This window comes from Methylacidimicrobium tartarophylax, assembly GCF_902143375.2.
GTDB lineage: Bacteria > Verrucomicrobiota > Verrucomicrobiia > Methylacidiphilales > Methylacidiphilaceae > Methylacidimicrobium > Methylacidimicrobium tartarophylax.
This window is the reverse complement of sequence record NZ_CABFVA020000070.1, coordinates 1-24,965: the sequence shown is the minus strand read 5'-3', so window position 1 is coordinate 24,965 and position 24,965 is coordinate 1. Positions and strand designations below refer to the sequence as shown.

13 protein-coding genes and 2 pseudogenes are annotated in these 24,965 nt (G+C 62.9%); 6 read left to right on the top strand and 9 right to left on the bottom strand.

The genetic code is table 11. From position 1 onward, the window contains the following. Window positions 1–194: 194 nt before the first annotated feature. Window positions 195–3,443, bottom strand: coding sequence for a class I SAM-dependent methyltransferase (locus MAMT_RS06370; protein ID WP_178086969.1), 3,249 nt, complete (start codon window positions 3,441–3,443; stop codon window positions 195–197). A gap of 82 nt (window positions 3,444–3,525) precedes the next feature. Then, window positions 3,526–4,677, bottom strand: coding sequence for a sulfotransferase family protein (locus MAMT_RS06365; protein ID WP_142660154.1), 1,152 nt, complete (start codon window positions 4,675–4,677; stop codon window positions 3,526–3,528). 145 nt (window positions 4,678–4,822) lie between these two features. On the opposite strand from MAMT_RS06365, the gene MAMT_RS06360 reads away from it, so the two are divergent. After that, window positions 4,823–5,512, top strand: a complete 690-nt coding sequence (locus MAMT_RS06360; RefSeq protein WP_142660153.1) for a class I SAM-dependent methyltransferase — start codon at window positions 4,823–4,825, stop codon at window positions 5,510–5,512. A 118-nt stretch (window positions 5,513–5,630) separates the two neighbouring features. Then, complete coding sequence (locus MAMT_RS06355) at window positions 5,631–5,867, top strand: hypothetical protein (protein WP_142660152.1); 237 nt, start codon at window positions 5,631–5,633, stop codon at window positions 5,865–5,867. Between the two features lie 418 nt (window positions 5,868–6,285). Here the strand turns inward: MAMT_RS06355 and MAMT_RS06350 are convergent, their stop codons facing one another. The 7 genes and pseudogenes from MAMT_RS06350 to MAMT_RS06315 all read right to left on the bottom strand — a co-directional run bounded on the left by MAMT_RS06350 (window position 6,286) and on the right by MAMT_RS06315 (window position 19,265). Then, window positions 6,286–7,047, bottom strand: a complete 762-nt coding sequence (locus MAMT_RS06350; protein WP_142660151.1) for a class I SAM-dependent methyltransferase — start codon at window positions 7,045–7,047, stop codon at window positions 6,286–6,288. Between the two features lie 263 nt (window positions 7,048–7,310). Next, window positions 7,311–9,617, bottom strand: a complete 2,307-nt coding sequence (locus MAMT_RS06345; RefSeq protein ID WP_142660150.1) for a beta strand repeat-containing protein — start codon at window positions 9,615–9,617, stop codon at window positions 7,311–7,313. A 689-nt stretch (window positions 9,618–10,306) separates the two neighbouring features. Continuing rightward, window positions 10,307–10,867, bottom strand: a pseudogene (locus MAMT_RS11370) (transposase). 117 nt (window positions 10,868–10,984) lie between these two features. Beyond that, window positions 10,985–13,225, bottom strand: a complete 2,241-nt coding sequence (locus tag MAMT_RS06330) for a beta strand repeat-containing protein (protein ID WP_142660147.1) — start codon at window positions 13,223–13,225, stop codon at window positions 10,985–10,987. Between the two features lie 417 nt (window positions 13,226–13,642). After that, on the bottom strand, window positions 13,643–15,940 hold the full coding sequence (locus MAMT_RS06325; RefSeq protein WP_142660146.1) for a glycosyltransferase: 2,298 nt from the start codon (window positions 15,938–15,940) through the stop codon (window positions 13,643–13,645). Between the two features lie 96 nt (window positions 15,941–16,036). Continuing rightward, window positions 16,037–17,104 (bottom strand): ADP-glyceromanno-heptose 6-epimerase, encoded by a 1,068-nt coding sequence (gene rfaD / locus MAMT_RS06320; RefSeq protein ID WP_142660145.1) that lies wholly within the window; start codon window positions 17,102–17,104, stop codon window positions 16,037–16,039. 181 nt (window positions 17,105–17,285) lie between these two features. Continuing rightward, entirely contained in the window at window positions 17,286–19,265 is a 1,980-nt protein-coding gene (locus MAMT_RS06315) for a glycosyltransferase family 9 protein (RefSeq protein ID WP_142660144.1), read from the bottom strand. A gap of 126 nt (window positions 19,266–19,391) precedes the next feature. On the opposite strand from MAMT_RS06315, the gene MAMT_RS06310 reads away from it, so the two are divergent. The 4 genes and pseudogenes from MAMT_RS06310 to MAMT_RS06295 form a co-directional block, all read left to right on the top strand. Then, window positions 19,392–21,362, top strand: coding sequence for an FkbM family methyltransferase (locus tag MAMT_RS06310; RefSeq protein WP_142660143.1), 1,971 nt, complete (start codon window positions 19,392–19,394; stop codon window positions 21,360–21,362). 81 nt (window positions 21,363–21,443) lie between these two features. Continuing rightward, window positions 21,444–22,289, top strand: a complete 846-nt coding sequence (locus MAMT_RS06305) for a class I SAM-dependent methyltransferase (RefSeq protein ID WP_178086968.1) — start codon at window positions 21,444–21,446, stop codon at window positions 22,287–22,289. A gap of 93 nt (window positions 22,290–22,382) precedes the next feature. Beyond that, window positions 22,383–23,340: pseudogene (locus MAMT_RS06300) on the top strand (integrase core domain-containing protein). A 167-nt stretch (window positions 23,341–23,507) separates the two neighbouring features. Then, on the top strand, window positions 23,508–24,965 hold a 1,458-nt coding region (locus MAMT_RS06295; protein WP_142660141.1), incomplete at its 3' end, for a glycosyltransferase.

Here is a 24,965-nt window from a genome sequence, read left to right as displayed (position 1 = left end):
GCGTCGACTGCGGCTCTTGGGGCGATCTTCGGCTCATATAGCCATGGGTTCAAAAGAACGCAAGTTTTTGGTCGCTTCCCTGCTGTAGACGGGCCAACCAGCTACCCGGCCCGCAGGACCCGGTCCCAAAGATCCGCCCGGCCGATCCAGGAGAACGAGAACGCACTCCACAACGCCGTGCCCGATCCGAGTCGTCAATCTGCCTTCTTCCGCCCCGCCATCTCGTCCAGCAGCTCGTGGACCTCCTCCGAGAAGCGCTTGGGATCGCAATCGCGGGTCGCGGAGGCCAACACCCCGGCCCGCATCCGCTCCCAAAGCGCCGGATCGGTATAGAGAGCCCGGCAGGCTTTGGCAAAGGATTCCTCGTCCTCGACCGGGGCACTCAGGAGTGCTTCCCCATTCCAGCCCAACTGGCGGGCGATCAAGGCGCTCGTAACCATCGGCACGCCTCGCGCGGCCGCCTCGTGCGCCTTCATCGGAATTCCCGCGGCAAACCGGGTCGGTGCCACGAAGACGCGAGCCCGCTCGTAGTAGGGAGTCAAGTCCGCCGCTGGTCCGATCCCCACCACCCCCGAACCGAGACGACCCAGCAGCTCCGGGGAGTCGGTTCCCTCGCCGACGACGACCAGCTTGGGGGGATCTTTCGCCCAGCCTTCGCGAACCCTAGGGAACACTTTTTGAGCGAACCAGAGCAGGGCATCGCCGTTGGGGCTCTGCCAGTCACGAACTCCCCCCACCAGGAGGAAATCCTTTCGTTCCTCGAAGGACGCCGCGGTCGGCGCTGGCAAGATCGCATGGCCGATCACCCGAACGTTTTCGATTCCGCGGGCCCGGAATTCCCGGGCCTCCTCCTCGGAGACCGACACGACCCGGTCGGCGCCGCGAGCCCACCCGATCTCCCGATCGATGCGCCGTGCCGCCTCCTCCTTTGGTAGCGCGGCACCATGCAAAAGTTCCGCACCCTGGATATCGCGCAACGCAAAGAGGGCCTCGGCGTCGTAGACCAGCCGAGCTCCCGGCAGGAGCTTCTTCCAGCCCTGGATCGCAGAGAGGTACGCCATATTGTAGGGGCGGGAGATCCAGACCAGATCGAACGCGCCGACCCGAACTTCCAGGTACGATTTGAGGACGGAAGCGTCCATCCCGCGGAGCACCTCGACCTCCCGAGGCACGTTCCAGTAGATCTCCTCCCAATCCTCCCAGGCTCCGCTCATCGGTAACAGGGTGACCTGCGCGCCCCAACGAACCAGCTCCCGCACGATGGCGTTGGCCCGAGGATAGCCCGACCCGAGCTCCGGTCGGGGAACCCGGTCGTCGATATAGAGCAGTCGAACCCTGGCACGCGGAGGGATGGGCGCGAGAAACGGACCCAGCCGAGCCCCTCCCCGCCCTTCCAAAAAGGGCCGGTGGCGTTCTACGAAGACCTGCTGGTGCCGCCGCATCCACTCGATGGCTTGCTCCGCATCGGAGCTTCCGAACTCCCAGTGGAGCACGACCGCTTCGGGCTCATAAAGCACCCGCTTCCCACTCTCCCAAAGCCGAAGACAGTAGTCCGCCTCCTCGAAATAGGCGGGGGCGAAGACCTCGTCGAATCCCCCCATCTCACGGAAGAGAGAGGAGCGCGTGAGGAGAAATGCTCCCGAACAGTAATCGGCCTCCCTTCGGAAGAGGTACTCCCTTCGCAACGGGCTATCGCCCCGCCCGTAACCCTGGGGGCTTCCATCTCCCCGGAAAAACGATCCTGCCTCCTGGAGCCGGCCGTCGAGATTGACGATCCGAGCTCCCACGGCACCGACGTCGGAATCGCTTTCCAGCGCCTCCTGCGCCGCCTCGACCGTCCCCGGGAGAATCTGCGCATCGTTGTTCAGAAAAAGCAGCAGCCGTCCGCGGGCGGCCGCGGCTCCCTGGTTGGCCGCCCGCAAGAAATGGAGATTTTCCGGGTTGCGGAAGATGCGCACCCCGTCTACCCGCTCCAAGAGCTCCCCGGTTCGATCGGTCGAGGCATTGTCCACCAGGATCACTTCGGATGAAGGAGCAAGGTGGATCGCCAGGGAGCGCAGGCAGGCGTAGGTGAGTTCCGCCTGGTTGAAGAGGACGATGACGATCGAGATCTCCGGCTCGGCGGCCGAAGGGAGACCCAGCCGATCGCCGTCCTGAAGAAACTCCTCCAAGCTCTTCCGATAGCACTCCCGCAGGGCCTGCCGGTCCGCGCCCTTCTTTAGAGGCAGCGAGAGGCTGTCGCGCCACGGAAGGGCCTCTTCGGCTCCGGCGGCAGCCAAAAGAAGCTCGAAGCTCTTCCGCAAGGCGTTCCGCAACCGCGCGCCGGCCCCTTCTCCATCTCCCCGGACGAAGCTCCGGGAGGTCGTCGCCAAGAAGGCGAACGAACGAAAGCTCCGGGAGCCTATCAGGTTTTCCGCCGCCTGCCGCAATGCCACCAGTGCCTGCCACCGGCTCGAGCTCGGCAGCCCTTCATCGGCCAGTTCCTGGGCGAGCGCACGCGCCCGGGACAGGAACTCCCTCGACCGCAGGGAGAGCACCTGCATCCCCTCGAGAAGCCTCCATGCCGGATCTGTCCCAATCTTTTCAAGGAGGAACCCGGGCTCCGCCAAGGTGTCATCCTGGGGTACTCCCCGATCCGGAGGAACCCGCTCCTTCTTCGATCCCCCTTCCGGCGCGTCGGCGGTGACCCGCTGCCCCAACCGGGCAAACCAGCGGCGCACCCGGGCGGACCCGCTGCCGGAAAGGTTCACCAGCTCTTGAAACGCCTCCGGCGCGTCGGGGCCGATCCTGAGCACCCCCAATCCGTGGGCATGAGGAAAGAGAAAGGAAGGATACGCCGTCTTGAGCTCCTTCCAAAGCCGCCAGACCCCGAAGCCTCTCCGCCACTCGGTCACGTCGTGGAGCAGGACCACCGCACGCCGGCTCAACTTGGGCAGCCAACCCAAGAAATCGCGGCGCACCGCCTCGTACCGGTAGCAGCCGTCGATGTGGAGCAGATCGATGCTCCCTTCGGGGAAAAGAGCGAGCGCCTCTTCGAAATCCATCCGGTGCAGGCACGAGAACCGCCCGTAGCGTTCGTCATGGTATCGCTTCAGGCCTTCGTAGACTTCCTCCCCGTAAAAACCCGCTTGCTCGTCTCCCTTCCAGTGATCCACGGCATGGGCGCGCGTCGAGAGAGAAAGGGCCGCGATCGCTTGGCAGAAAGCCAGGTACGAATCCCCCGCCATCGTCCCCAACTCGACCAAGACCCTCGGCCGAAGAGCTGCGATCGACCAGAAGGCGAAGGGGATGTGGCCCGACCAACTGGAAGAACCGGAAAGAAAGATCGGCCGCTCCGCCGCGATCGGAAACCAGGGGATGAGGCGTAAGAGGCCCCTACCTGCAGCCCATTCCGTGTGCCCGGATGGATCCTCGATGGATTGATTCGGCCCAGTGGACGTCATCGCGTTCATCCCTTACGAGCGTGGCCCGGGGATAGCGGCGAAGAAGCTCCGCCGCTAGACCTTCTCCCTCCTTCCACCGCGCTCACTCCGACTCGTCGGCCCGCCGTCCGAGCCGTCGCTTCCTCAGCCCGCGGAACGATCTTTCTAGAGCTCGTAGCCGAAGAAGGAACTTCCACGTGCGCGACGTTTCGATCCGCGTCCGCCAGGCAGCTAATTCCCGCTCTTGCACCGCGAGGATCGCCCGGCTCTCTTCCCTCTCCGCCTTAAGTGCCGACTCCGTTCGAAGCCACTCCTCCGCTTGCCGTTTCCCGGCTTCTTCCCGCTCCGAAGCGCTCCGGCGCTCGGCAAGCAAGTCCCTCTTCCACCGCGCCGCCCGCATCGTCTCTGCATCGAGAAGGCGGAGCAGCGGAACCGATCGGCGGAACTCCGCGTGGAGAGACCGCATCCGGGAGGAGGCCGCCTTGGGTTCACGGTCGGCGCAAAGGTCTTCGAGCGCTTCGAAGGTCTCTACGACCAGGGGGGCAATGTCGAGCCGATGTTTCAGATCCTCGGTCGCAAAACGCGTGTGCCGGAGGTCGGCCCGCAGGAACTTCCGCGCCTCCTCCGGCGCCGCCTCGCGCCAGGGCAGCCCCAGCCGGTCGCTCAGCCGCCGCAGCTCCCGCTCCGGTTCTTCCAGGACGCGGTCGTAATCGACCGCGACAAAGGGCCTGGCGGCGACTCGGGGCCAATGGGCGAGATATTGTCCGGCCCAGAGAAGGAGAGACCTCTCCTCCGGAATGTCGTTGCGCCGCAGAAGCGACTGTGCGCAGGCGAGCGGATGGCGGACGGCGACCACCTCGAGGATCCGTGCGCCGGCTCGAACCAACGCTTCCTCCCAAAAGGGAAGCGCCCGCAGGGTCCGCGGATCCTTGAAGGCCCACCACGCGGAGGCGGCAACCCTCCCCCGGATCTCCTCGACCGCCTCGGACAGGAGGGAGCGCACTCCCGGGGAAGACAACGGGATTTCCGGCGGGACCGCATGCTCCCACCAGCGATCCCCCTCCTCTCCCAGCAGATCGGTCAACCGTTGATTGATGGCGAGAAACCTAACGTCCTCCCAAAAGCCGGTCGGATTGTCTCCGGCCGGCTCAACGAGTTCCGAGCCGAGGTCCGCGCCCAGAAAGCCGAGGCACCGGGTCAGGGCGCTGGTGCCGCAGCGGTGCATGCCGAGGATGAGGACCGCGTGGGATTCCATCGGAGGAAGGAGAATGCTCCTACGCTTGTCCTGGGGCGGCAAGCCCAAATTCCACGGTGTCCTTCCGTGCCCGCCCGGCGTGACGCCGCGAGGGCGACCCGGGAATCCTCTTGTTCTCTTTTTCCCCTTAGGTATAGAACCCTTCATGCGATTCGCAGAACAGGTGACTTCCTCCCTGCGAAACCTCTGGTGCCGGGCAACCGGGCTTCCTCAGGATCTTCTCCCCGAAGGGACGGAGGGGATCCGGGCTCTCGGGCCCAAGGGATATGTCGGCGGCCTGTGGGAGGAGATCGGCGAACTCCAGTTTCGCTTCCTGGTCGATCAAGGACTCAGGCCGGAGCACGTGCTCCTCGACATCGGCTGCGGCTGCCTCCGGGGTGGCAACCGCTTCATCCGCTACCTGGAGCCCGGCCATTATCTCGGTATGGACAAGGAACCCCTGCTCCTGGAAGCGGGCAAGCGGGAGCTGGGAGCCGATCTTCTCCAGGAGAAGTGGCCCGAGCTTCTCGCCTCGGGCTCCTTTGCTTTCCGCCGCTTTTCGCGCCGGCCGCAATGGGCGCTGGCGCAATCGGTCTTTACCCACCTCTGCCGGCGGGACCTTGAGCGCTGCCTCGCCCGACTTCGCCGCGTCATCCTTCCGGGTGGGGTCTTCTACGCGACCTTTTTCGAAGCCGCGAGTCCGAGCCCAAACCCGCGCGCCAGCCACTCCCTGGGCTACTTCGCCTATACCCGGCAAGAGATGGAGGAGTTCGGCTCCCGCAACGGCTGGAATCCGAGCTACATTGGGGAATGGAACCATCCGCGGGACCAGCGGATGATGGTCTTTGCCGCCTAGGCGCTCCGGCGCAGGCATAAGGGCGACGCTTTTCCCTCCCGGACCCTTCGAAAGCTGCGTGCGCGGGAGTCATCCGCCGCGTTATGCCCTTCGCCTTCGCTCCTTCCCTTTCGCCCGGATGGACTCTCTCCTCGCTTCCGGCTCCTCCACTCCGGACAAGGCTCGCCCGCGAATCTGCCTGGCCTCGATCCAGCTTGCGGGATTCGGCCCGAGCAGCGGCCTCGGTTTCCTGGTCTCCTCTCCGGTCGAAACCCCGCCGGAGGCGGGTTCGGAAGCCACGCTGGTACTCGCCGCCGAACAACCGGCCGAGGCCCTTGCGCTCGCTCCGTTCTTGCCGGCTTCTCGCTCGAAATAGTCCCGGAACCCCTGTTCTGGTACCGGAGAAGCGCGGAGGACATGCTCGGGGGCAACCAGTCTCGCCCGCGGAGTGCTTCGAGCGCTACGCCCGGATCGAAGGGCCCTTCCCTCCGTTTCCCGGGGCGCTCCTGCTTCTCCAGGGAAAGTCTGCCCAAGCCGGAGCGCTGTGCCAGGATCTGGAGGCCACCCGCGGCGAGCGGGACCGAGCGCAAGACCCCCTCAACCATAGGAAAGAGGAGCTGCGGCAGGACGTGGGCAAGCTAGGCCCGCATTCAACGCTCGCGGACCCGGCCTCCTCGGGAGTTGCATCGGCTCCTGGAAACACTTCGTCTGCTCCCGCTTTTCTCCCACGCGCCGGCCTAGGCGTCGATGCCCGCTCTCCCGCCAGTGCGGCAGGGGTTCCCGGCCGGCCGCGCTCAGCCGGCCGGTCGTTCCAAGAAGGAGATCCAGTCGCCATAGCGGGGTACGCCGTGCTGTCGATTGGAGCCCCACCAGCGGATCTGCCGGATCACCCGCAGACCCGCATGGCGCGCCATGCTTCGGACAAGCCCTGCCGAAATGTCCGACCGCCATCCGTCATCATCGTGCATTCTCCCCATCGAAAGCCACTGGTAGAGCCGTCGTCCGCGCGTCCCACGATCCCGAAGGAAGGAAAGCCCCAAAGCCCAGTGGCGGCGTCCCGCATGGTGAAGTACGGCCGATCCCCCGGGCCGCAGAACCCGCCCCAGCTCTTGCAAATAGCCGCAAAAAGAGACGCGCTCGATGTGAACGAATACATCGAAGGACCAGGCGACATCGACTCCGTTCGTCTCAACCCCCAAAAGGCTTTGGCCATCGCCGAGGTGATACTCCACGCGATCGAAACCGGAAAAACGCCGCCGACAGTGTTCGAGGCAATTTGACGAGAGGTCGACGAGAATCGCCCGGCCACATCGGGGAAGGATTTCGGCCGTCCAACGACCATGCCCGGGACCAATTTCCAGGACCGTGGCGCCGGGTACGATCGCGGGCGCAAGCAGATGCTCCACGACCGCAGCCTTCCATTCGAGGTAGGGAACCCCGCAGAGTTGCGCCTGGCCTTTCCATTCGTCTCCATCCTCGGGCCAAGGGTACTCGTCATTCCAGACTCGGAGATTTGCCTCGCGGGTATTATGCATCGAGCCGGCTGCGGCCAGCATGACAGCGATAGTCTATGGGTTCGGATCGCAACCCTCAAGGACGAACGATATCTTTCCAAAGCCCCGCAATCGATCCTTCCTCCCTGCGGGCATGCAGGCGGGACACCGGCAGTTCACGTGTGATCGGGCGGGCTCCGTACGCTGCATTGGAGCGCTTCTCCGAAATCCCACTTGCATCGATGAGAGAGCGCACCAAGAAAGCGGGCAGGAGGGCCGAAGCCCTCCTGCCCTGAGATTTCCGCCAGATCCAGATTCCTATGCCCTTAGGGCGCGTAGGAACGGATGTGGTAGGCGCTCGGATTGGCCACGATCGTGTAGCCCAACGGAGTGGTGCTCACCGCAGGGGTAACCGCATAGATCGCCGGGACAGTCGAGGGTGCGGTGCTGAAGTTCACCCACGCGTTCCCGTTCGTGATCACCGGACTGTCGGTCGCAATATGGGGAGCCTGGAAGAAGATCCCCTGGCCTGCGACCACCGTCGGTGCATAGCCGTTGTCGACCACCGTGTTCAGGGTCAGCGTGTTCCCCGCGATCAGGACGATCCCTCCAGGGAAGACGAAGCCCGGGGTGTGCAGCGCGCCGGTGGAGAGCGCATAGTTGGCCAGATGCACCGAGCTCGGATTGACCGTCAGGTTACCGCTTGCCTGGACGAGCAGGTTGCTCCCCACGTTCGCCTCGGTCGGGATGATTCCCACCGGTCCCAGACCGTTCACGAAGGTCGAGGTGCGACCCGAAGTAAGGGTCGCATTGCCCGCCACGTTCAGGTTGACCGCCTGCCGCCCGATCGCTCCGTCCTTGGTGGTCGGCATGTTGAGCGTGATCTGCGTCGTCCCGTTCATGCCGTTAGCCACGTGGAATCCGTTGGCCAGATAGTTCGTCGGCGACGTGACGTTGTTCACGTTCCCCGTGAAGTCCGTCAGGAGCAGAGAGTTCGTCGTCACGATGCCGGGACCCGTCAGACTGCCGCCGGTGAAGGTGACCAGATTCTGCGCCGTCACGTTAGTGCCGAGCGTGAAGGTCGAGACCGGGCTGCTCCCCGACTGGAAGAAGGCCGTGGCCAAGCCGTTCGGAGAGTTCGGAGTCGTCACCGTGCCGCCCAGGAAGGCGTTGCCGGTCAGGCTGGCGACGATCAACTTCCCGGTCCCGGCCCCCGATTCAGGGCTCACATTCAGGATTTGGATCGACCCGTCGCTAAACACCCCGCCGCCCGCGTTCGGCCCCACGTGATTCGGATTGGAGGCCATGAGGGTCACGGCACTGTTTGCGATGATCTCGCCGTAGTTAATCACCGCACCACCCACTCCGGTGAAGAGAGGGAGAGAGGCGTTACCCGCGAAGAGTGCAACCGCGCCACCCACGTTGGAGATCGTCGCTCCGCTGTTATTGATGATCGTGCCCGGGAGATTGACAAAGAGCGTAGAACGGCTGTTCGTCGCGATCGTCCCGTTGTTGACGAGCCCGCCGTAGGCCAGCTTAGCCGAGGTGTTTCCATAGAAGCTCACCTTGCCGCCCATGACGCCGCTACCCAGCTCGGCATAGATCGTGCCATTGTTGGTCAGCGTGCCCGTCCACTGGAGGTACGGAATGGCGTTCGGAACCCCACCCAGCACTCCGTTGTTCACGATGTTCCCGTTCGCCAGGACCGTCAATCCGGTCATGTTATACGGTTGATCCTCTTGGCCAGAATGTGCCAGGGTGCCCAGGTTGAGGGTAACGGTCGTTGGGCTCGTGGCCGAGGGCGTAACGCTGCTCAAGCCGTCGCTAATGACGTATTGATAGGAGGCAACAGGCCCAGGAGGTGGCAGCGGCGGCCCAGCAAGAACGGGCGGCTCAACAAGCCCGCCCACTCCGCCGACGACCGTCACGTTATCCGTGCCAAAGTACGTTCCGCTCGCGCTCTGAATCGGCGAGACGTTCACCGCACCCGAGCCCGCCAGCAGGACGAAGTTCCCGACCCCCTGCAGGTTGCCCTGCACCGTCAAGGGACCGGCGCTCGCGAAGCTCACCGGGATGGTCCCATTGGACAGGAATTGCGTCGTGTTGACACTCGCCGCGATCAGCCCCAGGCCCGCTGCAGCCACAATGGTCGCGCTCGGACCCACCGTGATCCCGTTTGCGTTCGTCACAAAGATCGCGTAGTTACTTGCGCCGGTCAACATTCCCATGATCTGCGAGGGGTTCCCGCTCGAGTCCACGTTGAGGACCGTGTGGAGCATGGCTGGAGGAGGAGGGCCACCAGGACCACTAGAGAGAGGGCTGCTTCCAAAGTGCAACGCAGCGCTGCTCCCGATGTTGAAGCCTCCCGGCTGGCTCGTATTGATCGTGCCTCCGGAGGCAGCCCAACTGATTACCGTATTGCCAGGATTGGTGCTGATCGTCTCCGTTCCGTTTTGGATAGCCGTAACGTGGGTCACGCCGGCGCCTGTCGCAGTCCCATGTCCCGGCAACTGGAGCGGCGTAATGACCGTCGCCCGGGCCGAGCCGATTCCTAACCCCGGCAGCCCCGCGCAGGCTGCCGTCACCAGCAGCGCCCGCAGCGCCGAAAGATAGCCTTTCGTTTTCCTCTTCATATGCCCTTTTCCCTTAGTGCCTTTATTGCCCTCCGTCCCTCCGATCCGGTCTGCGCCCTAGGAGCAGACTACCGTTGGTTTTTTCTGGGGAGGCTTGTACTTCAGGCCGCCATGGCGAAGGGGTATCAGTCAAGCTCCTAGGCAAAAAAAATAGTAAGATCTATCCTGAGCCCGCCATTGCTTCGAATGCTCGGGCGGCCATTTCCCGCCAACGCGAGCTTCCGCACGGGAGAGGTGCCAGTCGATTCGCTTGCGAGAAGTTTCGTCAGGGAAGAGGTGCTTTGTCTGGTAGGATCGAGCAAGGTTTCCGTTCGATTTGGCTTAAAACGAGCACTGGAAAGGGAAAAAGCCGGTTGCGGCGCAAGGCGCCGCCCGACCGTAGACTTTACAGAGGGAGAAGGACTGCGCTTTGGGCAGATGCCCAGCAACGCACCACTCGGAAGACCTGGGTAAAGAGGCTCTTCCACGGATCGGCGCTGGCCACCCAAGAGGAGGACGCGGCAAATGCTGACTTGCGACAGCGTGCCGATCTTTACCGTCATTTCTCGCAGGCTTTCTCCCGCAGCTTGCCAAATGGGTTCGTCTCCTTCGTTCTCGCTGGGTTTTCGCTCCTTGCAGTAGGTCCTTCATACAGCGCCGGTGGAAAACCGGCACGGCGCCCCGGCTGCGAAATTCGTGAGACATGGCGGTTAAAGGGCTTGAGCTGGAGGGCGTCGAGCTTGGGCCTCGGCCCAGTCCGTTCGTCGGAAAGCCAGCCGTCGCAACGCTTCGACTAGGCTGTAAGCGAGAGCTGAGAATGGGAGGCGAAGTTGGTTACTGGCGGTTTGCACGGTCGAGAGCCGGTCGCCAAAGAGGTAGAGTTGTTTCTGGGTCCGATTCGCCATCTCGTCACGAGCAGAGTAGAGCTTCTCGTAAAAGTCTTGGGCGGATCACTCTTCGGAAGGGAGAGACGTCACGACAAAGCGCGGATTCTCTTCCCTTTCCAGGTACTCGGCTTTGGCGACCACCCGACGCTCCCTCGACCAAGTGCTCAACGTGCGGACGGCAAGCTCGGTGACGAAGCGAGCCGCCTTGCCGCTCGACTCGTGCCGACGACGGGCTTGCTCCATCGACTCCCCAATGGTCCGGCGCAAGCGCTCGTTGTGGGCCAAGCCGAAGAGGTGGTCACTGGATTGGTTTCGTACCAGGCCATAAACTCTTCCCGGCAGAAGCCCGAATCGGCCCGGAGCACGATCTAGCCTCCGGGCCAACGGGTACGCAGTTACCCCGCGATCCGCTCGCCTCCGTCAAAAAGCCCGCCGCTCCTTATCCTAGTTTGACGGCCGAACCCCCCTTCCCGGAATCCGCAGGTCTGTTTCGCTATGCGCTTAGGGCATGTAGGAGCGGATGTGATAAGCGCTCGGATCGGCCGCGATCGTGTAGCCGCCCGGTGCCGCAGTAACCCCGTAGAGGATCGGGGGAGCGCTCGTGGGAGCCGTGCTGAAATTGACCCACGCGTTGCCACTGGTGATCACCGGTGCCGTGTTCACGATATGGGGAGCCTGGAAGAAGATCCCCTGGCCCGCCACGACCGTCGGCGCATAGCCGTTGTCGACCACCGTGTTCAAGGCCAGCGTGCTCCCCGCGATCAGGACGATCCCACCCGGGAAGACGAAACCAGGGGTGTGCAGCGCGCCGGTGGAGAGCGCATAGTTGGCTGGCCCCACCAAGCTCGGGTTGACCGCCATGTTGCCGCTGGCCTGCACCAGGAGGTTGCTCCCCACGTTCGCCTCGGTCGGAAGGATTCCCACAGATCCCAGACCGTTCACGAAGGTCGAGGTGTGACCCGAAGTAAGGGTCGCATTACCCGCCACGTTCAGGTTCACCACCTGCCGCCCGATTGCTCCCATTCCCGTGGTCGGCATGTCGAGGATGATATGGGTGTTCCCGCTCGTGCCGTTAGCCACGTGGAAGCCGTTGGCCAGATAGTTGGTTGGCGAGGTGACGTTGTTCACGCTCCCGGTGAAGTTCAACAGGTGCAGGGTGTTCGTCGTCACCGTGCCAGGACCTGTCAGGCTCCCACCGGTGAACTGCACTAAATTCTGCGCCGTCACGTTAGTGCCGAGAGTGAAGGTCGAGGTCGGGCTGCGCCCCGACTGGAAGAAGGCCAGGGACAAGCCGAGCGGATCGTGCGGTGTCGTCACCGTACCTCCGAGGAAAGCGTTGCCAGTCGCGCTCTGGACGGTCAGGATGGCTCCCGTGTGAGCGCTCGAACTCAGGATCTGGATCGACCCGTCGCTAAACACCCCTCCGCCCGGGTTCGGCCCAACATGGTACGGGTTGGAGGCCACGAGGGACACGCCACCATACGCAACAACCGCGCCGTGGTTGATCACCGCACCGCCCACTCCATTGAAGAGGGGGAGGGCGACATTACCGGCCAAGAGTGAGACCGAGCCGCCCACGTTGGAGTTGGAGATCGTCGCTCCGCTGCTATTGATGATCGTGCCCGGGAGGTCGACAACCAGAGCCGGGATCTGAGTGGTGATCGCCCCGTTGTTGACGAGTCCGCCGTAGGCCAGCTTCGCCGAGGTATTTCCCTGAAAGCTCACCCTGCCAACCTGAGGGCCGCTTTCCAGCGAGGCATTGATGATCGTGCCGTTGTTGGTCAGCGTGCCGGTCCATTGGAGGAAGGGGATCAGATTCCCCGTGCTGCTGGTCAGGACCCCATTGTTCACGATGCTCCCATTGGCCAGGACCATGGTTCCGACCGTCGGCGCAGCACCGTTGGGACCGCTCAGGCGCAGGTCATACGGATGTGCCGAGGTGCCCAGGTTGAGGGTCACGGTCGTTGGAGCGGTTGCCGAGGGCGTCGACGAGCCGGGTGCATCCCCCGGAGTGAAGAGACCCGTTGAAGCTGAAAAGGTCCCGCCCACTCCGCCGACGACCGTCACGTTGGTTCCCGGCTTGAAGTAGTGCGCGGCCCCATTCGGGATCGGCGCGATGTTCACCGCACCCGAGCCCGCAAGGATGATCGATTTGCCCGGACCGCCCGCAGCATGGAGATCACCCGCCACGGTCAATGGGCCAGAAGCCGCAAAGCTGATCGGCAACTGTCCGGTAGTAGCGAACGCCCTCTCGTTGACGGTCGCCGCGATCAAGCCAAGCCCGGCGGGGGCAACGATACTCGCGCTAGGTCCTACGATGATCCCGTTGGCATTAGCGATGAAGGTAGGCATGTTTGTATTCATCATGCCAAGGATCTGGGAGGGGTTGCCGGTCACGTCGACGTTGAGCAGCGACGTTCCATGTCCGCCGGTGATCGTCAGATGAGCGCTACCCCCGATGTTGAAGCCTCCCGGCTGATTCGTTCCGATGGTCCCGCCCGTGTTGCCCCAGTTAATGACGGTGTCGGGTGCAGTAACCTGGATGTGTCCGGTACCTCCGGCTCCGTAATGCCCGGTAGTCGAAGCGCTGCCGCCTACCACGGACCCATGCCCCGGCAACTGTTGCAGCCCGATGACCGTCGCCCGGACCGAGCCGATTCCTAACCCCGCCAGCCCCGCACAGGCAGCCGTCGCCAGAAACGCCCGCAGAGTCAAGAGACAACCCTTCGTTTTCCTCTTCATATTCCTCGGTTACTTCCCTAGAAGCCTCATTCTCTCTCTCCGTCCGATCCGGACCGCGCCGGAACGCAGCCCGCCAAAGCCCACTCTGGAGAGTTTTCCTCCCGCTTATCTGATGACGGGGGAGATCCTTCAAGCTCGTATACAAAACAAAACTAGTAAAAACAGCGCTCAGGCCGCCGTCGCCTGGAATGTTCGGGCTCCCGGGGCGTTTTGGGGAGGCAAACCTTCCGCGGATCCCAGCCCGCCGATATGGGATGAAATGTGCGTAAGGTGTTGATCATCCGCATGCGAGTCTTCGATCTGCCACTATTGGAGCGTCTTGAGAACCTGTTTGCGTTTTCCAAGACTCCAAGGCGCTGATGCGCAGGGGAAAACCCTAAAACAGCAGAGGCTCCAAGAGCATACGAACCCCCACGCCTATCTTTCCCGCCTAAAGCGCCGCCACAGAGGCCTCAAGCTCCTTTCGACAGAGCGAAGCCCACGACGGATATCGGTCACGACCCGCTGCCTCCCGATGCGAACGCCTCGCTCCACCAAATGAAGCGGCCGGGAAAGTTCCGATTGGAGTTGGCTGTGGTCCGATTGGAGTCGGCTATGGTCCGATTGGAGTTGGCTATGGTCCGATTGGAGTTGGCAATATTCCGCCCAGACCTTTTGCAACCTCTCCCAAATGCCTTTGGCGAACAAAGGCAGCTCCTGGAGCGACGGGGTCAGCGCCTCCCGGGCGGAGGCGAGCACCGGATATTCCCGAAACTGGCGGAACGTTGAATTTCCAGCGCTGCTAGCGGAAAGGCTAATATGTCCCCTCCGGCACCAGAAGAGAGGAGCCGGGATTACTTCGAGACGAAACCCCCTCAGCACCGCGCGCAGGTAAAACTCCCAATCCGCTACGATCTCTCTCTCCTCCGCAAATCCACGCAGCGCATCGAAGGTCGACTTCCGGACCAGGGTATTCGTATCTCCAAAACAGTTCGCAAAAATGCCTAGGAGAGCAGAGCCGCCGGTCGGGATCCAGATCTCCTCCGGGTCTTTCCCCGAAGGTTCTTCGTCCCCGGAAAAGTAAGGTTTCAAGCAGGTGTAGAGGTCGGCATGGCTCCGGGTCGCGGCCTGAACAAAGGTCGAGACTTCTTCCGGACGGGCGATGTTGTCATCGTCCATGAAAAGGAGATAGTCTCCTTTGGCTCGAGCGGCGGCGCAGTTCCGGGCGGCTCCCGGGCCGCGGTTTGCGTGGCGCAGCAGCGTCCAGTTCCGCTCCGCAAGTTCTTCCTCCAAGGAAGATAGTGTCTTCCGCGCCTCCGGCGTTTGGCTGCCGTCATCGACCAGGATGACCTCAAAACGCGAAGCCGGGTAGTCTTGACGCTTGAGCGAGTCGAGTGCTTGGCGAAGATATCCCGGTCGATCGTGATGCGTGAGGCAGACGCTCACGAAAGGCAATTGTCCGTCGACAACGATTCGAGGCGCACGCCGTTCCTCGGCGAGATATTCATGAAAGCGGATCCAGCGCTCGCGCACCTCCTCCGGATCGTGGGCCAGCGAAGCCGGCCGCACTCCCTCCCGAAGCGCTTGGGAAAGCTTCTTTGCCAATTCCGCCGGGTCCGGCAAAAAAAGAACACGCGAATGGTCGCTCGGTGTCACGATTTCCGGGATCCCCCAACTCCGAGCCGCGAGAACAGGAATCCCGAGGAGACAGCATTCGAGAAGAGTGTAGGGATAATTCTCGGCCCGGGAGGCCACCACGGCCAACTTTCCCGTTCCCTCCTGGAAGTAAGCCAATGCCTGATCCCGACTTCGGTCGGACAAGATTTGCCAAGGCCAACGCCAGCGGTGGGCCCGGTCTTCGAGGTACTCCCTTGCGTTGCGACCGTCGACTTCGCCGATATGGCCGAGGAACGTGATCCGTTCCAATCGGTTCTCTCCTGCCGCTGCCAGCCGATCCAGGGCGTCGCAGAAGAGCGGCACCCCTTTGCGCGACGTAAGTCTTCCGAAGAACACCAGTTCTTGGAGGGTGCTCGGAACGGGCGTCTTCCGGCTCCTTCGCAAAAAGGAGGGAGGAACGAGGTTCGGCTCCACGCAACACCTTTGAGGAAGCTCCCACCGGCGTCGTTCCATCAGTTCCAGGTAAAAGCGGCTCGGGCTCACCGCGAAGTCGGCGAGCCGAACCGATTCTTGCTCCAAAAACTCAAACTCCATCGGGCCTAGATCCGGAGGGAGCTCTCGGGAACCCTCCTTCATGAGCTCTCCGCCGTGGACTCCCACCACGAAGGTCACCTGGGAAAAGGCCAGGCCCTGTCTCTTGGCCAGAAGCGCCATGTAGCCGAGGCCCAACACGTCTGCCACGTGCACGATCGAAAAGCTCTTTTCCCGGGCCCGCAGCCATTCATAAACTTGGTAGGCGCGCACCGTTGCGGGTCTGCCCGAAACTGCGGCCGGAGGGTCCCGATCCAAGAAATGGAGTTCGACGTTCCGTGCTCGCCACCTCTCCTGGAAAGCCTCCTCATCGGCACGAACGGCCCACGGAGGCAGGGCGCAGAGGACCGTGACCGGAAATCCCGCAGCCACTAGCACCTCTGCCAGGTTGCCATAGGCGGTGGCGACCCCTCCAGCACCCGGCCACCCGAGAAATTCCGTGGTAACGAAGCAAACGGGCAGGCGCTCCGCGCGACGCGAACCTTCCGGCACGGGGAGGCGGCCCCATCTTGGGTTTTCCTGCTTCATGCCTTTTTGCCCATGAGCCGCCGTCGATCCTTACGCGCTGGAAAGAGAAATTCCCTTGTTCTTGGATGGAGGGGTGGAAAAGCCCGCCGCATCCGTCTATTTTCCTCCACCGAGAGGATCCTGCTTCGAAACGCTAGCAAAAGGAATCGGAGGCGCTCCTTTCCGTTCGTGGGATCGGCTCTCCCAAAGCCTGAGCACATAGGCCGGGACCCCTTCCTCCACAGGGAGGAATTGGTGTTCGCAGCCAGCGCCACGCAGACGGGTCAAATCCGCTTGGGTACGAGTCTGGTATTTACCCTTTAGCTCCTCGGGGAAATCGACGTATTCGATTTCTCCCCGCGCCACCAGCTCCTTTTGGGAAACCTCCTTCTTTCCTTGTTGCTGGCGAAGGGCGTTGACCACGGAAAGGGCCAGCGCGTTGAAGCTCTGGGCCCGGCCCGTTCCTAAGTTGAAGATCCCACTTTTCTCGGGATGGTCCCAAAACCAGAGGCTTACGGAGACTAGGTCATCAATCCAAAGGAAATCCCGCTCCTGCTCCCCTGGGTCATACCCTCCGTACGCACCAAAGAGGCGAACCTTGCCTTCGCGCAGATATTGGCCGAACTGGTGGAAAGCGACCGATGCCATCCGGCCTTTGTGGGCCTCCCCAGGGCCGTAAACGTTGAAATACCGTAACCCGACGATCTGCCGGGACGATTGGGTCAGTTCTCGGCGGACAACCTGATCGAAGAGCAGCTTGGAATAGCCGTAGACGTTCAGCGGGTGTTCCGCCCTCGGCTGCTCCACACAGTCCGGGTTGGTCCCGTAGACGGCGGCCGAGGAGGCGTAGATAAGCCGCGCTCCCTGCCGGCGGCAGCCCTCCAGAAGGGTTCGGCTCGCCCGGTAATTATTCTCCATCATGTAGCGGCCGTCCCGCTCCACCGTGCTGGAGCAAGCCCCTTGATGAAACACGGCTTCCGCCGATCCGTAGCGCCCGGCGGCGAACTCCTCGTAGAAGCGGTTCTTGTCGAGATAGTCTTCGATCTGAAGACCGACCAGATTGTGGAACTTTTCCGTAGCCGCAAGGTTGTCTACGGCAAGAATGTTGCCATAGCCGCGAGCGTTCAAGGCGCGCACAAGATTGCTGCCGATGAACCCGGCCGCCCCGGTCACGATGATCCGCATCCGCAATTGGTTCCTGGCAAAAGCTGGCAGAAATCCACATGGGTCGTCGAGTCCAATTCGATTGCAGGGAAACAGGAGGCTCGATGTCCTGGATGCCCTGCTCCTTTCGGCTTACGCTCTTTCCGGAAAGCCGAACCGGTGGCAGCGGTCTTCCGGCCGCCTCTTCGCCGTGCCCCCAAGGTTATGCACCCCGAATCTCCCGGAGGATACTTTTCACCGCGGCAAAGGCATCATCCGGCGTGAGCTTGTGCAGGCACTGCAGGTTCCAGGGGCAGTCGGGAGCCTGCCTGTAACAGGGAGAACAGGAAAGGTTGGAGCGAAGGGGGTAGCATCGCGGGCCGAGCGGGTGGAATTCGCTCACGCGCGCGCTCCCTCCGAAGATCGCAAGGGTCGGAACTCCCTGCAATCCAGCCAAGTGGGCTGGACCGCTATCGTTGCCGATGAAGAGGTCCAAGTGCGGCAGCAGATCGAGAAACTCTCCTAAGGAAGTACGCCCGGCGAGCATGGCCGCCTGCGAGGGATGTCGCATGGCTCGATGAGCCTGGCCGGCTATCTCGCGGTCCGTTTGCCCTCCGCAAAAGACGATCCGGGCGGAAAGCCTCTCGATCAAAAGGTCGGCCAAGCGGCCGAAGCATTCGGCCGGCCATTGCGTTTCTCGCTTTCCACTGCCCGAGTGCATCCCCACGGTCCATGACCCGGGCAGGTCCGTCAATCGTTCGAGGAGTTCCGGTCGAAGTTCTTGGAGGGAAAAAATCGGAAGGGGTTGCTCCTTTTTCGAGGAGAAGGGCCCGATCGGGAGCGCTGCCGCCAGAGCCAACTTCAGCTCGGCCGCATGGGGCCCCCTACCCTTCCACGGAACGCGCCGGGCCTCCAGAGGCAGCGGCATCCGAAACCAGAGCCAATCCTCGCCGTCTCCCCTCGCATAGGCCGCGAGGCGTCTGGCCGGCATCTTCCGAAGCAGGATGCGCGTGTCCAGGGCATAGCGAAAGTCGACCGCAAGCGAGAATGCCTCGCCTTCCAATGGGGTGAGCAGCGAAGCCGGATCGTTCCGGAAGCCGGCATCCGCCCGCTCCGCGAAGAACGGGATGGTAACGACTCGATCCGCCAACGGGCAGCGTTCCAGGAGCGGAAGGGCCCACGGTCCCGCAGCGACGGTCAGTCGAGCACCGGGAGGCAGCCTCTCCCGCAGAAGCGCGAGAGCGGGAAGCGTACAAGCCACATCGCCAATGTGATCGAGCACCAAAGCCAAGACTTCCCGAGCTGCTTCGCCCGAAGCGATCGTCTCCCCGCTTGGGGGATGGGGCAGAGGGAGGAATTTCCGTGGCCAAGGTTCCAGCGCGGCGGCATCTCTTTGGGGAGGTGACTCCTGGCTTGGGCCGCCACAGAAGACGCGGCGCGACCCCAGGCGGATGCGCAGGCCCGACTTCATCCGCGCCCATACCGAAACTCTGTGCCAGGCTTGCGGGAGCGCTAAGCGTTGATCGAATCCCCAGAAGTGATGGGGAGGGAGCCAGCCGAGTGCGCTTCTTTCCCATGCGGGAAGGGCGATCGGCGGAGAAGAGGCGATCTGCCGCCCTCCGGAATAGAACAAGAAGGCCTCCGGCGGACCGGCTCGATGCCAAAACCAGCCTTCGAAATGGGCGTCCGCCTCGAAGCGCGACCGCTTGCCCTCGGGATGTAATTTCCACCGGGCACTACGAGCCCCGAGGGCATCGGAAAGAAACGATGCCGCTCCGAGGATCGTATCGGTAAGCCACCGATTCACCGGAAACGGTCCCATTCGCACAAGCCACCGGCGGCCCAGCCGTATCCGCCTTCCGTTCGATTGGAGCACCCACACCGTCAATCGGCGGTAGCCAAAAGGAACAACGACCCCCAGGCTCGTTTCCCGCGGCGTCTCGCGCGACGCCGCCGCATCGGCGCAAAATTCCCTTCCTCCGATTCGCCCGACAACCCGGCCGGAGGGGGGTGCTTTGCCGGGAGGCCAACGGATTCGGATTTCCATCCGCTCGCCCTCCGCCGGAACAGGGGAGCGCGGCAGCAAGAGCGAAGCGGCGGGCTCTGTCTCGCAATGACCCGGTGACGAAACGCCGCCGCCACTCATGGCTTCGCCTCCGCAGAGACTCGCATAGGGTGCGGTGCCGACGTCGTTCGGATTCACACGGCCCTCAATCTAGGACCTTCCCGATGGTTTGCAAGCTGCTACCGACAAACGGCCGCTTTCTCCTTGACTCGCTCTCGGCTTGCTGAGAGTTCCGAGGAACCTCGCAATGGTGTTGCGCCCCGAATGACGGAAACGAGACCCATCGTATCTTACGCCCGGCACTACGAGGATATTCGCCTGCTTCGCTCCCTTCCCGGAGTCGGGCGTGGATTCTACGTCGATGTTGGCGCGAATGATCCGACCCTCGATTCGGTCACTCGAGCCTTCCACGAACGCGGTTGGCGAGGGATCCATGTCGAGCCTCTGCCGCACCAAGCCGAGCGGCTGCGCCTCGCGCGTCCGGGTGACGTGGTCTTGCAAGCGGCTCTTTCGGATGCCCCCGGCGAGGCCATCTTTTATGATGTCGATGGGCGAGGTCTTTCGACGCTCAACGCGGATCTAGCAGAGCATTGGCGGGCAAAGGGGCTTGCCGTCCGGAAAGAGATGGTCCCTGTAACGACGCTGCCCGAGGTTTTGAAGCACTGTACGAGCCAAGAGATTCATTTTTTAAAGATTGATGCAAAGGGATCCGAGGAACGGATTCTCTCGGCCTACGATTTTCAGACGGGTCCTCGGCCCTGGATCCTTTTGGTGGAAGCATCCGATCCCGGGAGTGCGGATCCCGCCTATTTGGCTTGGGAACCCAGGCTTCTTGCCTCTCACTACTCCTTTGCCTGCGAAGACCCGGCCAACCGGTATTATGTAGCCAACGAGCACCTAGAGGTGCTCGAGAGGCTCCGCCGCCCATTGTCGCTGCTTGGGGTCGTGCGCAGAGGGGAAGCAGAGGCGATTGCCCGCGCAAGGTTGTTAGAAGAACGCGCAAGGTTGTTAGAAGCAGAGTGTGCGCGTTTGCGCAGCGAGGCTCATCCACGTCCAGGAACGTTCCGGCGGCTGGAGAAGAGCTTCCGCCTTTGGCGCAGGGAAATCTTCGGAAACTCCGCTGGCACTCCTTCTGCTGTCCTTGACCCTCGGCGAAGCGCGCCGCTTCTGCTTGGAATCCGAATCACGGGAGGGGTGGGCGACTCCGTGGTTGTTGCCCGCTTTCTTCGCGACATGGCCCACTGGCTTGACGGCAAGGTATGTTTTCGCATTCGGCCTTCGGGGCCCAGGAACATCGGCTTTCTCTTCTCGGCTCTTCCCGAAGCTCTCCTCGACTCGGAACCAGAGGAGGCCCGCGAGGCGGCCGATGCGGAGCTGACGATCAACCAGTTTATTTTTTTAAATCCAGAACAGGTCTCCTGGGAAGCGGTGGGACGGAAGAGTTCGGCCTTCCTCCGATGGGTCGCCGAAGCGGAGGAACGGGCCAAGGAGATCGCCAAGTATCGGGAGAGGCACCCATTTTTGGATGGAGCCCACGCCAATCTAGCCGCCCTGCGAGGCATCCGGAGGGAAAACTCGCTTCATGCACAGTGCGGCATCCCTTACGGGGGCCCGCTATTTCCACTCGCGCTGCCGGCAGAGGTCCCAGCGGCTTCCGGGCTAGAGCCTGGAACCTACTTGACCTTGCACGACGGCTGGGATCCCCATTTTCCGATCGACGGACCTCGTCCAACGAAAGCCTACCCACCCGAGCGGTGGGGAGAACTGGCAAAGAAGTTGCGGGAGAGGATTCCGGGGATTTGCTTGGTTCAAATCGGAGGGGAAGCGAGCCCGCCGATCGTGGGCGTCGATTGGGATTTGCGAGGCAAGACGACACTCGCGGAATCGGTCGCGATCCTGGCAGGGGCGCGGCTCCACGTCGATAGCGAGTCGGGTCTGGTCCATTTGGCCTCCTGCGTCGGAACCCGTTGCGCCGTTCTCTTCGGCCCCACCAATATCGACTTCTTCGGCTATCCGGGAAACATCAACATTCCACCCCAGGTGTGCGGGAATTGCTGGTGGAGCACCGATTCCTGGATGTCGAGGTGCCCCAGAGGATTGCCGGGCAGCCCCTGCATGGAGAGCATCGATCCCACACGGGTCGCCGAAGCGATCGCAACCGCGCTCGCCCTTCCTCGCCGCGCAAGAGCGGGGCACCGCTCTTCCGCTGCGACGGAAGCAATCGATGCAGCTTGAATTCAGGGGACATCTGTCTTGTCATCGGGGTCAACGGAAGCCTCTGCGAACCGACCGGTCGCGCATTAGGAGATGTTGGAAATGAAGCTTTATGTTGGCGCCAACGGCATGCGGCCGGAGGGCTACCAGACGATCGACATCGACCCGGCGACGCGTCCCGACGTGGTCGCTGACCTGCGGGACATGGGCCATGTTCCGACCGGCTCGGTCGAGGAGATCGTGGCGAACGCCGTGCTCGAGCACATCGAATGGCCCGACGCCTTCCAGGCACTTTCCGAGATGGTGCGGATCCTGAAGGTGGGTGGCCAGCTCAAGATCAGCGTGCCGGACATGTCGCTCTATGCGCGTCGCCTGATCGCCGGCGATAACAGCTTTCACCTCATGGCCGTGATCTACGGCGTCGGCGGCCGCGTCAATTCTCACCAGGCGCACCGCTTCGGCTATACGCCGGGAATGTTGTGCGATCTCGCCGAGTTGCTGGGTTGCGGCAGGTTCGACTGGTTCGACATGAACGGCTTCCAGGATGCCGCCGGCGGCTGGATGCCGCGCGCGGCTGGTCCCATGGCCGAGGCCCTGAACTTCTGCTGCACCAAGCTCGGCGCACCACCCGTGCCGCCCGACGATCTCTACAAGGCGATGGTCGCCCAGCCCATGACAGATCCGCTAGTGCTGGCCGGTGAATGCAAAGCCGGTTCCGGCGTCGCGCACGCCGAAGCCGAAGCGCCGTCGCTCTATCAGCGGCTCCACTACAAGTACACCGACCTCTTGATGCGGTGTAAACAACTTGAGCGCGGGAACGCCGAAGCACGGCAGGCACGGGACGAGCTTGCCCGCATCCAACGGTCCTGGACCTGGCGCTTGGGGGTTCGTCTAAGGCAATGGGAGCGGAGGCTGCGGAGCGTCCGCAAGGTCCTGTTCCGAGGATAGCTGTCAGGGTTAGTATGATTACCGCCTAGCCAATCGCCGTTCGTTGCTTCGCGAGGTTGTGGCAATCTGGAAAGCCGAGAGAAAGGTAGGAGAATCACCCTGCAGAAGAATGCGACGACTACGCCGGCGATCCGCACGGCGATTCTGGCGGGCAACGATTACGAGTTGGCGACGGCGTTTCGCGTGAATCGGGAGACGATTCGTCGGTGGCGGAAGCGGGATAACGCCCGCGGACGCCAGCCACACGCCGCATCGTCTTCCGACGACACTCAATCCGGGACAGGAAGAGATGGTGATCGAGTTGCGCACGCAGCTCCGGCTGCCGCTGGATGATCTGCTGGCCGTCATCCTCGAATGGATCGAACCCTCCATGACCCGCTCGGCCTTGGGCCGGCTCCTGCGGGCGCCCTCGGCCACTCCCGGCTGCCTCAACCGGAAAAAAGGCCAATCCCACTCAACCCTTTCCAGTTGACCTGCCGGGCTACTTTCCCGTGGACCTCAAATCCCTGCCCCAGATGGCCGACGAGACTTCTCGCCGTTATCTCTTCGTCGCCAAGGACCCGTGCCACCCGTTGGGTCTTCCTGGCGGTCAAGCGTGCAAAGACCCCAGCGGCCGCACGCAGCTTCCTCCACGTGCTCGCCAAAGCCGGCGCCCGTGAAAGTCCGAACCATCCTCATCGATCACAGCAAGGAGTTCACCGATAGGGTCTTCGGCCAAGAACCCAAGGATGCTACCGGATCCCATGAGTTTGACGCGCTCTGCCAAGCACTGGGAATCGAGCACCGCCTGACCAAGCCGAAGTCGCCTCGCACCAATGGCATAGTGAAGCGCTTCAACGGAAGGCTGGCGCAGATCCTCCGTACTCATCCCTTCCAAAGCTCCCTGGACCTGAAAACCACGCTCCACCGCTACGCCTGGCTCTACAGCGAACACCACCCTCAAAAATCGCTCAACCATCAACCCCCGCTTCAGGCCCTCAAAACATGGCAACAATCCCATCCGCATCTCTTCCAAAAAACAGTACGCAATCATCCAGGACCTGATAATTAGGAAATAGAATCATCCGCGGAACCAGCGGATGTTGGTCTTTGGCACCTAGACGCTCCGTCGCAGGCATTCGCGCGAGGGGTTTCCCCCTGGTTCTCTTCAAAAACTGTGTGCGCGGGAGCCCTTCGCCGCGTTAAGCTCTTCGCCCTCGCTCATACCCTTTCGCCCTGATGGACTCGCTCTCCGCTTCCGACTCCTCCGCTCCCGGTAAGGCTCGCCCGCGAATCTGCCTGGCGACCATCGAGCTGGCGGGATTCGGCCCGAGCAGCGGCCTTGGTTCTCTTGTCGCTTCGCTGGCCGAGACCCTGGCGGAGACGGGTTGGGAAGCCACGGTGGTGCTCGCCGGCGAACAACCGGCGGAGGCCCACGCGCTCGCTCCGCTCGTGGAGGCTTACGCCGACCGAGGCGTGCGGTTGACTCCCTTGCCGGAACCCGCCGAGCGCTGCTTCGTATTGCCCCGCTCCTCCTCCCGGGCCTACAAGACCTACCGATGGCTCCGGCAGCAGGCAGCCAACTTCGACCGGGTCCTCTTTTGCGATCGCGGCGGCTTGGGCTATTACGCTCTTCTGGCAAAGCACCAGGGGTTGGCCTTCGAGAAGCTTCCGCTCGCGGTTCTCGTCCACAGCCCGACCTTGCGCCGCACCCTCGACAACGCCGATCTCGTGGAAGATGATGAGCTGCTCATCGCCGATTTCCTCGAGCGGGAGAGCGCTCGGCTCGCCGACGGGGTGATCGCCACCAGCGACGCGCTGCTCCGATCGCTCGAAGCCGAGGGCTGGATCTTTCCCGAAAGCCGCCGCTCCCTGCCTCCGCCCTTCCCCGCTTCTTTCTCCCTGCTTCCGAAGCCGGAAGGGGAGCCCTTCGTTCCAGAGGAGATCGTCTTCTTCGGTTCGCTGGAGTGGCGGAAGAGGCTCCGCATCTTCTGCGACGCCATCGATCGCCTCCCCCCGTCCGCGACCGGAAGGCTCCGGATCACCTTCCTGGGCCGCTCCGGTCGAATCGAGGGCACCTCCGGAAGAGAGTATGTCGCGCGTCGAGCGGCCGCCTGGCCCCAGGACTGGGAAGCTTTGGAGCCGCTCGAGCGAGAAGAGGCGCTCGACTATCTTCGGAAGGGAAAGCGTCTTGCCGTGGTTGGCTCCTCCGCCCCTGGGCTTTCCCTCGCGGCCTGGGAGTGCGCCTGCTGGCAAATCCCCCTTCTGCGGGTGGGAGAGAAAGGAGGCGAAGGAGCGTGGCCCGGGGAAGGCGAGCCGGAGATTCATGTCAATCCCGAAGCGCTGGCCGACAGACTCCGGGAGGCGCTGCGCCTGGGAATGCGGGCTCCGGAAGCCCCGATCGATCCCTCCGTGATTCGGAAAGGCTGGATCGATTGGCTGGCCGCTCTGCCTTCCCGGCAAGCAATGCAATCGTCGGCCGGCCCGTTCGATCCTCCCAAGGTGAGCGTCTGCCTCGTGCACCACGATCGCCCCGCCCTCCTTGCCCAAGCGCTCGAATCGCTCCACGCCCAGGATTACCCGAACTTCGAGGTCATCCTCGTCGATGACGGGAGCACCTCCGAGGAGGCAGCGGCCTTCCTGGGCGGGCTCGAGCCCGAGTTTGCAGAGCGCGGCTGGCGGATCATCCGCCAGCCC

Bases quoted from the DNA above. Each gene is read 5' to 3' on its own strand.
- MAMT_RS06330 (WP_142660147.1), bottom strand. From the start codon at position 13,225: ATGAAGAGGAAAACGAAGGGTTGTCTCTTGACTCTGCGGGCGTTTCTG.
- MAMT_RS06325 (WP_142660146.1), bottom strand. From the start codon at position 15,940: ATGAAGCAGGAAAACCCAAGATGGGGCCGCCTCCCCGTGCCGGAAGGT.
- MAMT_RS06365 (WP_142660154.1), bottom strand. From the start codon at position 4,677: ATGGAATCCCACGCGGTCCTCATCCTCGGCATGCACCGCTGCGGCACC.
- MAMT_RS06355 (WP_142660152.1), top strand. From the start codon at position 5,631: ATGGACTCTCTCCTCGCTTCCGGCTCCTCCACTCCGGACAAGGCTCGC.
- MAMT_RS06310 (WP_142660143.1), top strand. From the start codon at position 19,392: ATGACGGAAACGAGACCCATCGTATCTTACGCCCGGCACTACGAGGAT.
- MAMT_RS06305 (WP_178086968.1), top strand. From the start codon at position 21,444: ATGAAGCTTTATGTTGGCGCCAACGGCATGCGGCCGGAGGGCTACCAG.
- MAMT_RS06360 (WP_142660153.1), top strand. From the start codon at position 4,823: ATGCGATTCGCAGAACAGGTGACTTCCTCCCTGCGAAACCTCTGGTGC.
- MAMT_RS06345 (WP_142660150.1), bottom strand. From the start codon at position 9,617: ATGAAGAGGAAAACGAAAGGCTATCTTTCGGCGCTGCGGGCGCTGCTG.
- rfaD (WP_142660145.1), bottom strand. From the start codon at position 17,104: ATGCGGATCATCGTGACCGGGGCGGCCGGGTTCATCGGCAGCAATCTT.
- MAMT_RS06350 (WP_142660151.1), bottom strand. From the start codon at position 7,047: ATGCTGGCCGCAGCCGGCTCGATGCATAATACCCGCGAGGCAAATCTC.
- MAMT_RS06370 (WP_178086969.1), bottom strand. From the start codon at position 3,443: ATGACGTCCACTGGGCCGAATCAATCCATCGAGGATCCATCCGGGCAC.